Genomic DNA, 14,676 nt, shown 5'->3' on the forward strand with positions numbered 1-14,676 from the left:
CACGATAATGCCCGGGTGTCCGCTCCCTCACGTCTCGGTCGGTACCCGGTGCGCCGCCGCATCGGGTCCGGGGCGTTCGCGACGGTCTGGCTCGCCCACGACGAGCACCTCGACTCCCCGGTGGCGATCAAGGTCCTCGCCGACAACTGGACCGGCGACCTCCACATCCGGCAGCGGTTCGTCGAGGAGGGACGCTTCCTGCGCAAGGTCGAGTCGCCCCACGTCGTGACCGTCTACGACGCCGGCGAGCTCGACGACGAGCGGCCCTACCTCGTGATGGCGTACGCCGACCAGGGCACGCTGGCCGACCGGCTCGAGCTCACGGGCCTGTCCCGGGCCCAGGCGCTCGCGGTGATCACCCAGGTCGGTCGCGGGCTGAGCGCGCTGCACGACCGCGGCGTGCTGCACCGCGACGTCAAGCCCGCCAACGTGCTGTTCCGCACGATCGAGAACGCCCGCGGCTCGCAGGTCGTGGCGATGCTCGGCGACCTCGGCCTCGGCAAGGCGATGGACATGTCGTCCCGGCTGACGATGGTCGGCGGCACCCCGACGTACGTCGCCCCCGAGCAGGCGCTGGGCGAGGCGCTCGACCCGCGGGCCGACCAGTTCTCGCTGGCCGCCCTGAGCTACTACCTCCTCGCGGGCCGCCAGCCCTTCGACCACCGGAGCCTCGCCGCGGCCGAGGACCCGGCGCCGCCGCCGCCGATGGGGATCGACGACCCCGCCGCGGAGGCGGTGGTCCGCAGGGGCCTCGCCAAGGACCGGGAGGACCGCTTCGAGGACGTCGCGGCCTTCACGGCCGCGCTGGTCGACGCCCTGGGCGGCGACGTCGACGAGACCCCCGCGGCGTGGATCCCGGTCGACCCCGACCTCGCGACCTCGGCCCGGCGTCCGGCGGACACGGCCGCGGACACCGCCGCGAGCGGCGGGACGGCGGCCGGCGAGGCCGGCGAGGCCGGCGAGGCCGGCGAGGCCGGCGAGGTGTCGGGCCAGGTCGCGACCGGGGCAGCGGGCGGCCGGCGACGCTGGCCCTGGGTGGCGGCGGCCCTGCTGACGCTCGCCGCCGGCACCGGTGCGGGCTGGGCGGCGGAGCGGGCGTCGACCGCCGAGCGGCAGGTCGAGGACTCGACGGGCACGATCTCGGTGACGGTGCCGGAGTCCTGGACCGCCCAGGTCGATCCCGAGCCGTGGACGCCGATCGAGGACAGGTCGGAGCAGCCGTCGATCGCCTCGGGCAGCAGGGAGGGCTGGAACTCCGCCGACGCCCCGGCGCCGGGCGTCTTCGTCGGGATCCTGCCGGGCGAGAAGCTGCCCTCCCGGGTGCCGAGCCACCCGGAGTGCGGCCCGTCGCGCGGGCCCGTCTTCGACGAGCGCGACGGAGACGACCTCATGACGGTCTTCTTCTACGACTGCCCCGGTCTCGACGTCACCGTGGAGCGGGTGATCCGCCTCAACCAGAACCAGCTGCTGTGGATCCAGATCCGCAGCGACGACCGCGGGACGGCCAACCGGGTCCTCGACTCGGTGACGACCTTCGGCGTCTGAGCCCCGCTCAGCCCTCCCGGGATCCGAGCTCCACACCGGCGGCGACCCGGGCGATGAGGTCCCGCATGCCGGGTACGTCGGCCTCGCGCCCCGTGACGGCGATCTCGACCTGGGCGTTGTCCGACCCGGTGAGGTCGAGCCACCGCAGGAAGCCGTGGCGCAGGTGGTTGGAGGTGACGAACGAGAAGTGCAGGCTGTCGCCGGTCTCGGTGAGGACGTCGAGGTTGCTCTCGTCCTCGCGCAGCTCGTCGATGCGCCGGTCGAGGGTCCAGTCGATGGAGCGCCGGTTGCTCAGCACCTGCTCGACGCGCAGGACGTAGCCGAAGGCGGGCTGGTCGGGCGGGCGCCACTGCCACTCGTTGAGCGAGTTCTCCGAGAAGATCCAGCCCTCGGGCACCGGCACCGACATCCGGAAGCCGCCGGCCCCGACCGTCTGGCGTACGAGGGGGACCGCCGGCGCCAGCGCCGGGGTGGTCGGGTCGCGCAACAGCTCGGGCACCGGGTCCACCGGCAGGCTCGGAGAGCTCGCCGCCACGGGGGACGCGGCCCCCTGCCCCGCCGGGTTCTCGCCGAGCACCCAGGACGCACCGAACCCCAGCGCGGCACCGAGCGCCAGCAGCAGCGCGAGCACGGCCGCGAGCCGATGGGTGGTGGGAGCCGTACGGTCTCGCCCCGGCGTCCCGGACAGGGTCACAGGGGTCCGCCGCCCGCGCCGCTCATCCCCTCGGCCACCCGCCTGATCAGGTCCTTGGCGCCGGCGACGTCGCGCTCGCGACCGTGCACCACGATCTCGACGTCCGCCTGCCCGCTGAGGTCGAGGTCGAGCCAGCGCATGAAGCTGTGCCGGGCGTTGCCCTCGTTGCTGCGGTAGGTGTACTCGAGCGACGCGGCGCCGCGGTCGAGGATCTCGACGTCCTCCTGCTCGTCGCGCAGGCGGTCGATGCGGATGTCGATAGCGTCCTCGATCGTGATGTCCTGGCTGTCGATCTGCTCGATCCGCATCACGTAGCTGTTGTTGGACGTGCCGGGCTTCTTCCACTTCCACTCGTTGCTGGCGTTGGCGTTCGTGCGCCAGCCGACGGGTGCGGGGAAGGTGATCTCGAACTTGCCGGTGCCCAGGGTGGCCGGGGCCATCTGGAGGTCGGGCTGCAGTGCCGGGTCGTCGGGGTCCGGGGCATAGGGACGCGGGGCCTCGACGGGCATCTCCGGGCGCTGGGCCGGCACCGGTGTCGCGACACCGGACCCCGGGCTCGCGTCGCGGCTCTGTGCGGACGCGGCGTACCCGCTCCCGGCGCCGATCGCCAGGAGCGCGACCAGCACGACAGGCCCCCGCCACTCCACCCGGCCATTATGTCGGCAGCCCGCGTGGTCTGGTCCAGCGGCGCGACGGGGTGCACCGATCGGTCTGCGGGCGCACCATCGGTGGATGGGTCGGGGGATGGGCGCGCGGTGGGCCGTACGGGCGGGTCGTGCCTTCGACGGGGAGCGGTTCCTGCCGGGCGGCGCGACGGTGGTGGTCGAGGGGGACCGCATCGTCGGCGTCGAGCCCGCGGCGTACGCCCTGCCGCCCGACGTGCCGGTGACGGAGGCCGCCGGCACGCTGCTGCCGGGGCTCGTCGACTGCCACGTCCACCTCGTCGCGTCGGGCGCGTTCCCCGGTACGCCGGGGAGCCTGGAGTGGGCGGGGAGTGCCTCCCCCGCGGCGGTGGACGAGGTGGTGACCGCGAGCCTGACGGCCCAGGTCGCGGCCGGCGTGACGACGGTGCGCGACCTCGGCGACGTGGCCTACCGGGTGCTCGCGCACCGGGGTCGCGAGACCGAGGGCCTGCCGCGGGTGGTGGCTGCCGGTCCGCCCGTCACGATCCCGCTCGGGCACTGCCACTTCCTCGGCGGCGAGGTCGACCCCGACGACCCCCCGACCATCGCGCAGGCGATGACGGAGCGGGTCGAGCGCGGCGTCGACCTGGTGAAGGTGATGTCCAGCGGGGGCTTCCTGACCCCGGGCAGCGACCAGCTCGGCGCCCAGTTCGAGGTCGTCCCGCTGCGGCGCATCGTCGACGCCGCGCACGCGGCGGGCCTGCGGGTGGTGGCGCACACCCACTCCGTCGCCGGTGCCGAGGTGGCGGTCGCGGCCGGCGCGGACGGGCTCGAGCACTTCACTTGCCTGGCCGAGGGCGGCGCGGCCCCGCCCCCCGCGCTGCTCGGGAGGGTCGCCGCCGCCGGGATGACGGTCGACCCGACGCTGGGCAACGACCCGTCCCGGTTCCCGCCCGTCGCGGAGATGCCGCCGCACATCCTGGAGATGCTGGAGCGCCTCGGCATCACCGACCGCGACGAGCACTTCGCGCGGGCGGCCCGCAACACCGCCCGGCTGCGCGAGCACGGGATCCGGGTCGTGTCGGGGCTCGACGCCGGGGCGATGCCCGCCAAGCCCCACGGCCACCTGTGGCGCGCGGTGGCCGCCCTCGTCGACGGTGGCTGGCCGGTGGCGGAGGCGCTTGCCACCGCCACCTCCGTCGCCGCTGACGACTGCGGCGTCGCGGCCGGCCGGCTGGCGGTGGGCCGGCTCGCCGACCTGCTCGTCGTGGACGGCGACCTGGCCGCGGACATCACCGTCCTCGCCCGCCCCCGGGCGGTGTGGGTGGGCGGGGTCGCGGTCGAGAGGTGACCGTCACCTCCTACGGTGGCCCCATGCTGATCCGCAACGCCCGCCTCGTGGCCGTCACCGGGACCGTGCCCGGCCTCGTCGACGTACGGGTCGACGGCGGGCGCGTCGTGGAGGTCGGCGCCGACCTGCCCGCCGGCGGCGGCGAGGCGTACGACGCGGGTGGCCGCTGGCTGATGCCCGGCCTGTGGGACCAGCACGTCCACCTCGGCCAGTGGACCCTGGCCTCGGCCCGTCTCGACCTCGGTCCGGCCCGGTCCAGCGCCGAGGCCGTCGCGGCGGTCCGCGAGCGGCTCGCGGAGTGGCCGGACCTGCCCGTCATCGGGTGGGGGCACCGGCCGACCGCCTGGCCCGACAACCCCGCCGTGTCCGACCTCGACGCGATCGACACCGACCAGCCGATCGTGCTGATCGCCGGCGACGGCCACCACGGCTGGCTCAACACCACCGCGCTGCACATGCTCGCCCTGCCGACGCGTGACAGCGTGGTGAGCGAGGCCGAGTGGTTCATGGCCTACGGGCGCCTGGCCACCGTGCTCGGCACCGACGGCACCGGCCCGGACGCCTACCGCCGCTCGATGGAGGCAGCGGCCGCGCAGGGCGTGGTCGGGCTGGTCGACCTCGAGTTCAGCGGCGGCGTCGCCGACTGGGCCGCGCGCTGGGCCGAGGGCGCCGACCTGCTGCGGATCCGCCACGCCTGCTACGCCGACGGCCTCGACGACGTGCTCTCCAGGGGCCTGCGGTCCGGCGACCCGTTGGACGGCGACCCCCGACTGACGATGGGACCGCTGAAGATCATCAGCGACGGGTCCCTCAACACCCGTACGGCGTGGTGCTGCGAGCCCTACGCCGAGAAGGCCGTGCCGGGAGCCGAGGAGGGCCAGCCCAACCAGAGCCCCGAGGAGCTGCGCGCGCTGCTCGCCCGCGCGGCCGCGGGCGGGCTGGACGTCGCCGTCCACGCCATCGGCGACCGTGCCGTCGCCGAGGCGCTGGCGGCGTGCGAGGCCACCGGCGCCCGCGGCGGCATCGAGCACGTGCAGCTCACCACCCGCGACGACGTGCGCCGGATGGCGCGCCTCGGCGTCCGTGCGAGCGTGCAGCCCGCCCACCTGCTCGACGACCGCGACGTCACCGAGCGGCTCTGGCCCGGGCGCGCCGAGCGCTGCTTCCCGCTGCGCTGGATGCTCGACGACGGCGTCGACGTGGTGCTGGGCTCCGACGCCCCGGTCTCGCCCCTCGACCCGTGGCTGGCGATCGCGTCGGCGGTGCACCGCTCCGGCGACGACCGCGAGCCGTGGCACCCCGAGCAGTCGATCACCGCAACCGAGGCGCTCGCCGCCTCGACCGACGGCTGGGGCACCGTCGCCGTCGGCCACCCGGCCGACCTCGTCCTGCTCGACGCCGACCCGCTCGAGGGCGGCTCGGACCGGGCGCACGCCGCCCGCCTGCGGGCCTTCGCCGACCAGGTCGTCGTCACCTGGGTCGCCGGCGCCCCCGCGTACGCCCGCGAGATGTGACGCCGGGTTGGTGCTTGTTCTACCTATGTTCTGCCGTGGGTAGAACAAGCACCAACCCGGCGTTACAGCGCCTCCCGGGCCGGGCTCCCGGGCTCCCGGGCCGGCCCGGTGTGACCGGCGACACGTGGCGTCACCCCACTTTGCTGTGAGTAAGGTAAGCCTTACCTAACTCATCTCGGAGGGACGTCCCGTGTCCGCACCCCCGCAGCACCTGTTCCACCCGGCCAACGCCGCGGACTACCGGCAGGCCGTCGGCTCGACCCTCGACCACCTGCTCGGCCACCTCGCCGGCACGGCCGGGCGACCGCTCACCGGCGTGACCCCGCGTGACGCGGCCGAGCGCGTGGCCGCCGTCGACCTCGACCGCCCGCTCGGCGGCGGGTCGGAGGCGCTGGCCGAGCTCTCGCGGCTCTGGCTCGACGACGCGATCTGGTTCCACGAGCCGACCGCCGCCGCCCACCTCAACTGCCCGGTCGTGATCCCGGCGCTCATGGCGGAGGTGCTCGTGAGCGGGGTCAACTCCAGTCTCGACACCTTCGACCAGAGCGCCGGCGCGACCTTCATCGAGCGCCACCTCGTCGACTGGACCGCCGCCCGGATCGGGTACGACGAGCGCGCCGACGGCATCTTCACGACCGGGGGCACCCAGTCCAACCTCCAGGCGCTCCTCCTCGCCCGCGGCCAGCAGGTGGCGCCGGCGGACCGGCTGCGGATCCTCGCCGGCGCCGACGGCCACTTCTCGGTGCAGAAGGCTGCCCGGGTGCTCGGTCTCGGCGACGACGCCGTCGTCGCGGTCCCCGTCGACGCCTCCCGCCGGATGGACCCCGCCGCACTCGCCGCCGCCCTGGCCGACACCACGGCGGACGGCCTCGTGCCGATGGCGGTCGTGGCGACCGCCGGCACCACCGACTTCGGCGCCATCGACCCGCTCCCGGAGGTCGCGGCGCTCGCCCGGGCGTACGGCGCGTGGTGCCACGTCGACGCGGCGTACGGCGGCGGGCTGCTGGTCTCGCCGCGTCGCCGCGGCCGCCTTGCCGGCATCGAGCTCGCCGACTCGGTCGCCGTCGACTTCCACAAGACCTGGTTCCAGCCCGTGTCGTGCAGCGCGCTCGTCGTGCGCGACGGCAGCACGCTGGGCCACGTCACCTGGCACGCCGACTACCTCAACCCCAAGGACTCCGCCCACCCCAACCAGGTCGACAAGAGCCTGCAGACCACGCGTCGGTTCGAGGCGCTGAAGCTCTGGATGACCCTGCGGATGATGGGTGCCGACGCCATCGGCGAGCACCTCGACACGGTCATCGACCTCACCGACGCGGTCGCCGCCGAGCTCACCGCCATGCCCGACATCGACCTCGCCGCCGCCCCGCAGCTGAGCACCATCGTCTTCCGCCACCGCCCCGACGGGCTCGACGAGGTGGCTCTCGCGAGCCACAACGCCGCGATCCGCGCGGAGCTCTTCGACGACGGCCGTGCGCTCGTCGCGGCCACCCGCGTCGAGGGGCGCGCCTACCTCAAGCTGACCCTCCTCAACCCCGTCGCCACCGTCGACGAAGTCCTCGGGATCGTCGCGATGGTCCGCGAGGCGGGGGAGCGGCTGGTCGGCGCACCGGGAGCACCGCGACCGCGTGCCGAGCGACTGGCGGTGGCGCGGTGACGCACACCCACGACCTCCTCGGCATCGGCATCGGCCCCTTCAACCTCGGCCTCGCGTGCCTCGCCGACCCGATCGACGACCTCGACGCGGTCTTCCTCGACGCGGCCGACGCCTTCTCGTGGCACCCCGGGATGATGCTGCCCGACGCCACGCTGCAGGTGCCCTTCATGGCCGACCTGGTGACGCTGGCCGACCCGACCTCCCGGTTCTCCTACCTCGCGTTCCTCAAGGACGTCGGCCGGCTCTACCCGTTCTACATCCGCGAGAGCTTCTACCCGCTGCGCCGCGAGTACGACGACTACTGCCGCTGGGCGGCCGACCGCCTCGACTCCGTCCGCTGGGGCGAGCGGGTGGTCGCCGTCGAGCACGACGGTGGCGCCTACGTCGTACGCTCCGCGACGGGCCGCACCTGGCGCGCGCGTCACCTCGTGCTCGGCACCGGGACGGCGCCGCGCCTGCCCCTCGACCTCGACGGCCCCGCGCTGCACTCCGCCGACTACCTCGCCCGCAAGGCCGACCTCCTCTCCGGCGGGTCGGTCACCGTCGTCGGCAGCGGCCAGAGCGCCGCCGAGGTCTACGCCGACCTGCTCGCCGAGCAGGAGCACCACGGCTTCGAGCTGGGCTGGGTCACCCGCTCGCCGCGCTTCTTCCCGATGGAGTACACCAAGCTCACCCTCGAGATGACCTCACCCGAGTGGTCGTCCTACTTCCAGGGCCTGCCGGCGCCCCGGCGCGCCGAGGTGCAGCGCGGCCAGGCCGCCCTCTCCAAGGGCATCAGCTCCGAGACGATCAACGCGATCTACGACGAGCTCTACCGCCGTGCGGCCACCGGCGGCGTCGCCACCACGCTGCTCACCGCGACCGAGGTCACCGCCGCGCACTGGGACGGCAGCACGTACGCCCTCGACCTGCGGCACACCGAGCAGGGCTCGACCGGTCGGCTGCGCACCGACCACCTCGTGCTGGCCACCGGGTACGCCCCGCGGGTCCCCGACTTCCTCGACCCCGTGCGCGACCGCATCCGCTGGGACGAGCACGGCCGCTTCCTCGCCGGCCCGACCTTCGCCGTCGACCACGCCGGCGGCGAGGTCTTCGTGCAGAACGCCGAGGAGCACACCCACGGCTTCGTGGCGCCCGACCTGGGCATGGGGGCGATGCGCAGCTCGGTGATCCTCGCGCAGGTGCTCGGCCGGGAGCCGTACGCCGTCGAGAAGCGGATCGCCTTCCAGGAGTGGGGCATCCCCGACCGCTTCAGGGACGGAGCGCCCGCATGAGGCTCACCCTCGAACCCCTCGACCCCGGCCGCGACCTCGCCCTGCTCCGCGCCTGGGTCACGCATCCTCGCTCCGTCTTCTGGGGCATGCAGGACGCCACACCGGCGCAGGTGCACGACGAGTACGCCCGGATCGCCGACGACCCGCACCACCATGCGCTGCTCGGCCGCGCCGACGGCGAGCCGGCGTTCCTGATGGAGCGCTACGACCCCTCCCACTCGCCGCTGGCCGGCCTGCCCGAGCTCCGCCCCGGTGACGTCGGCATGCACGTGCTCGTCGCGCCGACCGACGCCCCCGTCCACGGCTTCACCGCCGCCGTGGTGCGGCGGGTGATGGAGGAGTGCTTCGCCGACCCGGCCGCACGCCGCGTCGTCGTCGAGCCGGACGCCCGCAACGACAAGATCGCCGTCCTCAACGCGGCGGTCGGCTTCGTCGTCGCGCGGGAGGTCGAGCTGCCCGACAAGACCGCAGCGCTGAGCTTCTGCAGCCGCGCCGACTTCACCGCATCCGCCCTCGGAGGAACCGCATGAGCGCCGATCTCACCTCGCACCTGACCCCTGCCACCATGGCCCGCGCGCACCGCGACCTCGTCGCCAAGGCGATCGCCGAGTTCAGCCACGAGCGGCTGCTCGCGCCGGTCGAGGACGGCGACGGCTGGCGCCTCGACCTCGGGCGCGCGGCGTACGCCTTCCGCGCGCGCCGACACCCCCTCGAGCACTGGGTCGTCGACGCCTCCACGATCGTGCGGACCGTCGCCGACGTCCCGGCAGCGGTGGACGCGCAGGACTTCGTCGTCGACTGCAACGACGCGCTCGGCATCCCCGACCACCTCCTCGCGACCTACCTCGAGGAGGTCGCCAGCACCCTCGCGTCGGCCGCGTGGAAGCTCACCCACCACCGGCTCTCCTCCGCCGACCTCGTCCACGCCGACCACCAGGCGATCGAGGCCGCGATGACCGAGGGCCACCCCGGCTTCGTCGCCTGCAACGGCCGCATCGGGTGGGGTGTCGACGACCACGCCGCCTATGCGCCGGAGACCGGCGCGGACGTACGCCTGCACTGGCTCGCCGCGCGCCGTGACGAGTCGCACCTGTCCCTCTCGGCCGGGCTGACCGAGGAAGAGCACTACCTCGCCGAGCTGGGCGAGGACGTGCTCGTCGACTTCGAGAAGCGGCTGCGCGACCTCGGCCTCGACCCGGCCGACTACCTCTACCTGCCGGTGCACCCGTGGCAGTGGACCAACCGGCTCACCGTCAGCTTCGCCCCCGACGTCGCCCGCCAGGCGCTGGTGCCGCTGGGGGAGGTGGACGTCGTGCACCGCGCGCAACAGTCGCTCCGCACCTTCTTCCCCGTCGAGCGGCCGGAGCGGTCGTACGTCAAGGTCGCCCTCGCCATCCAGAACATGGGCTTCCTCCGCGGCCTCTCCCCGGCGTACATGGCCGCCACTCCGGCCATCAACGACTGGGTCCACGACGTGGTGTCCGCCGACGACGAGCTGGGCGCGCTCGGGTTCACCGTGCTCAAGGAGCACGCTGCCATCGGCTGGACGGGTGACGCCTACCACCGGCTGCCGGTCCCGTCGGCGCACCGCAAGATGGTCGCCGCGCTCTGGCGCGAGAGCCCGGTCCCGCGGCTGGCCGAGGGCGACCGCCTGGCCACGATGGCGTCCCTGCTGCACCGCGACCGCGACGGCGTCCCGCTCGTCGCCGAGCTCATCGCCGCCTCCGGGATCGAGCCGGCCGACTGGGTGGCGACCTACCTCCGGGCCTACCTGCGTCCGCTCGTGCACTGCCTGCTCCTCCACGACCTCGCCTTCATGCCGCACGGGGAGAACCTGGTCATGGTGCTGCGTGACCACGTCCCGGTGCGGATGGTCATGAAGGACATCGGCGAGGAGGTCGCCGTCCTCACCGATCGGCCGCTGCCCGAGGAGGTCGAGCGGATCCGGTCCGTCGTCACCCCCGACCTGGCCGCGCTCGCGATCCACACCGACGTCTTCGACGGCTTCCTGCGCCACCTGGGCGGGATCCTGTCGGGCGCCGGTCTGCTGGGCGATGACCGGTTCTGGGGCCTCGTGCACGACTGCATCGCCGACCACGCCGCCGACCACCCGGAGCTCGCCGCGGCCGCGGAGACGTACGACCTGCTGCGCCCGGAGTTCGCGCACAGCTGCCTCAACCGGCTCCAGCTGCGCAACACCCTCCAGATGGTCGACCTCGCCGACCAGGCCGAGTCGCTCGTCTTCGCCGGGACGCTCGCCAACCCGGCGGCCCGACCGGTCGCGCGGCGCGCGGCGGCCCGGGATCAGGCCAGCGCGAGCGTCGCGTCGAGCACGAACGCCGGGTCCTCGAGCCGGTCGCCGTAGACCTCGCGCAGCTGCCCCACGCGGTAGCGCACCGTCTGCGCGTGCACGAAGAGCTCCTCGGCCACCGCGTCGCGCCGCCCGTGGTGGAGCAGCCAGCTGCGGAGGGTGTCGGTGAGCTTCTCGGCCGTCGAGGGGCGCAGGTCGGCGAGCGGGGCGAGCACCCGCGCGCGGAGGTCGGCGCGGGCCTCGGGGTCGGCGGCCAGGACGAGCGCGGCGAGGTGGTCGTCGGAGTCGACGAGGCCCTCGATCCCCAGGGCGGCGCAGCGGAGCGTACGCCGGTGCGAGGCGGCTGCCTCCAGCCACGGCGTCGACGGCCCGACCACAGCATCGGTGTCGCGGAGCGAGCGCAGGAGGCTGCGGCGCGCGCCGGTCGACCCGGTGCCGGGCACCAGGAGGGAGGCGTGGCCCTCGGGCAGGCCCGGCACGTCGTCGGTGGGCTGCAGCGTGCGGGAGTCGAGGGCGGTCAGCGCGGCCGAGACCTGCGACTCGGGCAGGACCACGGCGGTGAGGGTGGCCGGCGGCTCCCAGTCGGCGCGCTCGGCCGCGGCGGTGACCGCGTCGGCCGGGGCGCCGGTCAGCAGCGCCCGCGCGAGGCGCTCGAGGTTGCGCTGCCGGACCCGACCGCTGCTCTCGAGCTCGTCGGTGTGGCCGGCGACGGACGCGGCCGACAGCTCGTCGATGTAGGCGAAGACGAGCTCGGCGAACCGCGCCAGCTGCCCGGCGTCGATGCCGGCCTCCACCGCGGCGTCGGCCATGTCGCGCCACGACGTCCGGGCGCCGACGCGGTAGGCGGCGAGGAGCGCCTCGACCGTCCGCCCGCTGCGCGCCTCGCCGCGGCCGAGCTGGTAGGCGCCCTCGATCGCGGGGGCGCGCGGCACGCTGTCGTCCTGTCGGGTGGCCAGGGTGAGGAAGCCGCCGAGCGCGAGCTGGACCGCGTTGCGGATCACCTCGCCCATCCGGCCGGTCAGTGCGCCGGCATAGCTCGGCACCTCGTCGATGATCGCGAGCACGACCCGGTCGGCGACCTCGGCCAGGCGTGCACGCAGGGCCTCGGCGACCTTCGGGTCGAGGCCGACGATGGTCTGCATTTGTGTGCCCGGACGCACAGGGCGCTCGCTCATCCGCCCTCCTGTCACTGAGTTTGTTCGAAGCGAACAAGAGTCTAGCCCGGATTCACGTGCGCAGGGCAGGAAGATCCGGCCGCGGTGAGCGACATTTGATGACATGAGCACGACTCTCGAACCACCGGTGCGCGGCACGGCACGACCCCGACGACTGGGCGACCACCTCGTCCGGGTCGCCGAGGCCGCCACCACGCCCTACCTCCCGGCCGACTTCATGGACCTCTTCGCGCCCCTGCGCTCGGGTGCCGACCTGCGCGGTCGGATCGAGCAGGTGCTCCCCGAGACGGCCGACGCCGCGACCATCGTGATCCGCCCGGGCGCGGACTGGGCGGGCCACGTCCCCGGCCAGTACCTCCGCATCGGCATCGACGTCGACGGCGTACGCCAGTGGCGGGCCTACTCGCTCACCCACGGCCCGCGCCGCGACGGCCGCATCTCCATCACCGTCAAGGCCGTCCCCGACGGCCTGGTGAGCAACCACCTGGTCCACGAGACGCGGCCCGGCACGCTCGTCCACCTCGAGCAGGCGGCCGGCGAGTTCGTCCTGCCGCCCGAGGGCGGCAAGTACCTCATGGTCACCGCCGGGTCGGGCATCACGCCGGTGATCGGCATGCTGCGCAACCTCTTCCCGAGCACCGACGAGGGCGTCCTGCGACCCGCCCGCAGCGCCGACCACGACATCGTGGTCGTCCACGTGGCGCCCAGCCACCCCCACTCGATCTTCATCCGCGACCTCGAGGCGCTCGACGCCGCCGGCGCGATCCGCCTCGTCGCGCGCTACGACGACGAGCACGGCGTCCTCGACGTCGACGACCTCGCCGACCTGGTCCCCGACCTCGCCGAGCGCCGTACGCTCGCCTGCGGTCCCGCCGGCCTGCTGGACGCCCTCGCCGCCCACCACGAGGCCGCCGGGCTCAGCCTGACCACCGAGCAGTTCCGCACCGCACGCGTCGAGCCCGGCGACGGCGGCACGGTGAGCTTCACCTCGGGCACCACGCTCGACCTCGACGGCGCCACGCCGATCCTCGACGCGGCCGAGGAGGCCGGGATGCTCATGCCGAGCGGGTGCCGCATGGGCATCTGCATGGGCTGCGTGATCCCGCTGCGCGAGGGCAGCGTCCGCGACCTGCGCAACGGCGCGATCACCACGGCGGTCCCCGGCGAGACGGGCGACATCAAGGTGCAGACCTGCATCAACGCCGCCGCCGGCCCGTGCCACATCGACCACTGACACCAGACCTCCCCGACACCCCCAGGAGATCGACATGACCACTGTCCAGAAGAAGGCCGTCCTCGGCCAGACCAACCCCATCGCGCACCTCACCGAGGCCGACATCGAGCAGCTCGGCATCGAGCTCGACGCGATCCGCCAGGACGTCCTCGACTCCCGCGGTGCCAGCGACGCGGCCTACATCCGGCGCGTCATCGACACCCAGCGCAAGATCGAGCTCGGCTCGCGCGCGGTGCTGCTCTTCAGCGCGTTCCCGCCTGCGTGGATCCTCGGCACCCTCGGCCTGAGCGTCTCCAAGATCCTCGACAACATGGAGATCGGCCACAACATCCTCCACGGCCAGTGGGACTGGATGCGCGACCCCAAGATCCACTCCAGCACCTGGGAGTGGGACATGGCCTCGCCCGCCGAGCAGTGGAAGCACAGCCACAACGAGCTCCACCACACCTACACCAACGTCATCGGCAAGGACAACGACCTCGGCTACGGCATCATGCGCGTCGACGAGGACCAGCCGTGGACCCCGTCCTCGCTCGCCCAGCCGGTGTTCTGCTTCATCAACGCCGTCTTCTTCGAGTACGGCATCGCCGCCTACGACCTCGAGCTCGGCTCGGTCATCGCCAAGAAGCAGACCAAGGACCCCGACTTCCGTCGCCGCGCCAAGCAGGTCCTCAAGAAGATCCGCAAGCAGGCCACCAAGGACTACGTCGTCCACCCCGTGCTGTCGATCCCGACCGGCTCGTTCCTGCCGACCCTCGCGGCCAACTTCACCGCCAACGTGGTCCGAAACCTGTGGTCCAACTCGGTCATCCTCTGCGGCCACTTCCCCGAGGGCGTCGAGACCTTCGAGAAGCGCTCGATCGACGGCGAGACCAAGGGCGAGTGGTACGTCCGCCAGATGCTCGGCAGCGCCAACATCTCCGGCTCGAAGGCCATGCACATCATGAGCGGCAACCTGTCGCACCAGATCGAGCACCACCTCTTCCCCGACCTGCCGTCGAACCGCTACGCGGAGATCGCGCCGAAGGTGCAGGCGCTGTTCGACAAGTACGACCTCACCTACTGCGCGCGCCCGTTCGTCCCGCAGGTCGCCTCGGCGTGGCACAAGGTCATCCGCCTCTCGCTGCCCAACGGCTGGCTCGCCACGACGAACAAGAAGAACGCCCCTCAGCAGCTCGCCATCCTCTACAAGATGGCCACCGGCGACCGTCGTACGCGCCGCCTGCTGGGCCGCAAGCTCGAGAGCGAGGCCCGCGCCGCCGCCTGACCCCGGTGGTCTGGACATCCGTCGAAACACG

General features: G+C 73.5%; 12 protein-coding genes. 9 read left to right on the forward strand and 3 right to left on the reverse strand.

Annotation, left to right across the window (positions count from 1 at the left end; genetic code table 11):
- Positions 1-15: 15 nt before the first annotated feature.
- Positions 16-1,545, forward strand: a complete 1,530-nt coding sequence (locus IEZ24_RS05015; RefSeq protein WP_207206661.1) for a serine/threonine-protein kinase — start codon at positions 16-18, stop codon at positions 1,543-1,545.
- Positions 1,546-1,552: 7 nt separating this feature from the next.
- On the opposite strand, the gene IEZ24_RS05020 is transcribed toward IEZ24_RS05015, so the two are convergent.
- The gene (locus IEZ24_RS05020; RefSeq protein ID WP_129453046.1) at positions 1,553-2,176 is read right to left on the reverse strand and encodes a hypothetical protein; all 624 of its coding nucleotides are present in this window, start codon (positions 2,174-2,176) and stop codon (positions 1,553-1,555) included.
- Positions 2,177-2,235: 59 nt separating this feature from the next.
- Positions 2,236-2,886 (reverse strand): hypothetical protein, encoded by a 651-nt coding sequence (locus IEZ24_RS05025; RefSeq protein ID WP_129453045.1) that lies wholly within the window; start codon positions 2,884-2,886, stop codon positions 2,236-2,238.
- An 85-nt stretch (positions 2,887-2,971) separates the two neighbouring features.
- Between IEZ24_RS05025 and IEZ24_RS05030 the strand changes: the two genes are divergently transcribed.
- The 6 genes from IEZ24_RS05030 (at position 2,972) to IEZ24_RS05055 (ending at position 11,023) form a co-directional block, all read left to right on the forward strand.
- Positions 2,972-4,213 carry an amidohydrolase family protein gene (locus IEZ24_RS05030; RefSeq protein WP_207206660.1) on the forward strand — a complete coding sequence of 414 codons (1,242 nt, stop codon included), beginning with the start codon at positions 2,972-2,974 and terminating at the stop codon, positions 4,211-4,213.
- A 23-nt stretch (positions 4,214-4,236) separates the two neighbouring features.
- Positions 4,237-5,727, forward strand: a complete 1,491-nt coding sequence (locus IEZ24_RS05035) for an amidohydrolase (RefSeq protein WP_129453044.1) — start codon at positions 4,237-4,239, stop codon at positions 5,725-5,727.
- A gap of 190 nt (positions 5,728-5,917) precedes the next feature.
- Complete coding sequence (locus tag IEZ24_RS05040) at positions 5,918-7,384, forward strand: pyridoxal phosphate-dependent decarboxylase family protein (RefSeq protein WP_129453043.1); 1,467 nt, start codon at positions 5,918-5,920, stop codon at positions 7,382-7,384.
- The gene (locus tag IEZ24_RS05045; protein WP_129453042.1) at positions 7,381-8,658 is read left to right on the forward strand and encodes a lysine N(6)-hydroxylase/L-ornithine N(5)-oxygenase family protein; all 1,278 of its coding nucleotides are present in this window, start codon (positions 7,381-7,383) and stop codon (positions 8,656-8,658) included. Before IEZ24_RS05040 ends, IEZ24_RS05045 begins: the two co-directional genes overlap by 4 nt.
- Complete coding sequence (locus IEZ24_RS05050) at positions 8,655-9,188, forward strand: GNAT family N-acetyltransferase (protein ID WP_129453041.1); 534 nt, start codon at positions 8,655-8,657, stop codon at positions 9,186-9,188. Before IEZ24_RS05045 ends, IEZ24_RS05050 begins: the two co-directional genes overlap by 4 nt.
- Complete coding sequence (locus IEZ24_RS05055; protein ID WP_129453040.1) at positions 9,185-11,023, forward strand: IucA/IucC family protein; 1,839 nt, start codon at positions 9,185-9,187, stop codon at positions 11,021-11,023. The genes IEZ24_RS05050 and IEZ24_RS05055 overlap by 4 nt, the downstream gene beginning before the upstream one ends.
- Here the strand turns inward: IEZ24_RS05055 and IEZ24_RS05060 are convergent.
- A complete protein-coding gene (locus IEZ24_RS05060) occupies positions 10,963-12,144 on the reverse strand; it encodes a helix-turn-helix domain-containing protein (RefSeq protein WP_129453039.1) in 1,182 nt (393 codons plus the stop codon). The genes IEZ24_RS05055 and IEZ24_RS05060 overlap by 61 nt on opposite strands.
- A 103-nt stretch (positions 12,145-12,247) precedes the next feature.
- Here IEZ24_RS05060 and IEZ24_RS05065 point away from each other — a divergent pair, with 103 nt between their 5' ends.
- Both IEZ24_RS05065 and IEZ24_RS05070 read left to right on the forward strand, forming a co-directional pair.
- Positions 12,248-13,378: a ferredoxin reductase gene (locus tag IEZ24_RS05065; protein WP_129453038.1), complete on the forward strand. Its 1,131-nt coding sequence runs from the start codon at positions 12,248-12,250 to the stop codon at positions 13,376-13,378.
- Between the two features lie 34 nt (positions 13,379-13,412).
- Complete coding sequence (locus tag IEZ24_RS05070) at positions 13,413-14,645, forward strand: fatty acid desaturase family protein (RefSeq protein ID WP_129453037.1); 1,233 nt, start codon at positions 13,413-13,415, stop codon at positions 14,643-14,645.
- Positions 14,646-14,676: the final 31 nt, after the last annotated feature.

The organism is Nocardioides ganghwensis (assembly GCF_014779655.1).
Taxonomy (GTDB): domain Bacteria; phylum Actinomycetota; class Actinomycetes; order Propionibacteriales; family Nocardioidaceae; genus Nocardioides; species Nocardioides ganghwensis.

Coding starts and splice junctions, on each gene's coding strand:
- IEZ24_RS05065 (WP_129453038.1), top strand. CDS start 12,248: ATGAGCACGACTCTCGAACCACCGGTGCGCGGCACGGCACGACCCCGA.
- IEZ24_RS05050 (WP_129453041.1), top strand. CDS start 8,655: ATGAGGCTCACCCTCGAACCCCTCGACCCCGGCCGCGACCTCGCCCTG.
- IEZ24_RS05055 (WP_129453040.1), top strand. CDS start 9,185: ATGAGCGCCGATCTCACCTCGCACCTGACCCCTGCCACCATGGCCCGC.
- IEZ24_RS05060 (WP_129453039.1), bottom strand. CDS start 12,144: ATGAGCGAGCGCCCTGTGCGTCCGGGCACACAAATGCAGACCATCGTC.
- IEZ24_RS05035 (WP_129453044.1), top strand. CDS start 4,237: ATGCTGATCCGCAACGCCCGCCTCGTGGCCGTCACCGGGACCGTGCCC.
- IEZ24_RS05030 (WP_207206660.1), top strand. CDS start 2,972: ATGGGTCGGGGGATGGGCGCGCGGTGGGCCGTACGGGCGGGTCGTGCC.
- IEZ24_RS05070 (WP_129453037.1), top strand. CDS start 13,413: ATGACCACTGTCCAGAAGAAGGCCGTCCTCGGCCAGACCAACCCCATC.